The organism is Streptococcus oralis subsp. dentisani, from assembly GCF_002860905.1.
GTDB classification, from domain to species: Bacteria; Bacillota; Bacilli; order Lactobacillales; family Streptococcaceae; genus Streptococcus; species Streptococcus oralis_BA.
Map to the genome: position 1 here is coordinate 1 of NZ_PKIG01000019.1, position 356 is coordinate 356.

At 48.9% G+C, this 356-nt stretch carries 1 protein-coding gene; it reads right to left on the bottom strand.

All coding sequences use genetic code 11. From position 1 onward, the window contains the following. On the bottom strand, positions 1–356 hold a 356-nt coding region (locus CYK16_RS10780; RefSeq protein WP_180948770.1), incomplete at both ends, for a magnesium transporter.

Here is a 356-nt window from a genome sequence, read left to right on the forward strand (position 1 = left end):
GCAAGCACGTCAGCAAGTACATCAGCAAGCACATCAGCAAGTACGTCAGCTTCAACAAGCGTAAGTACCTCAGCAAGCACGTCAGCTTCAACAAGTGCAAGTACATCGGCTAGCACGTCAGCTTCAACAAGTGCAAGCACCTCAGCAAGTACGTCAGCTTCAACAAGTACAAGCACATCGGCTAGCACATCAGCTTCAACAAGCGCAAGTACATCAGCAAGTACATCAGCATCAACAAGCGCAAGCACATCAGCAAGTACATCAGCATCAACAAGTGCAAGTACCTCAGCAAGTACGTCAGCTTCAACAAGCGCAAGCACATCAGCAAGTACGTCAGCTTCAACAAGCGCAAGCAC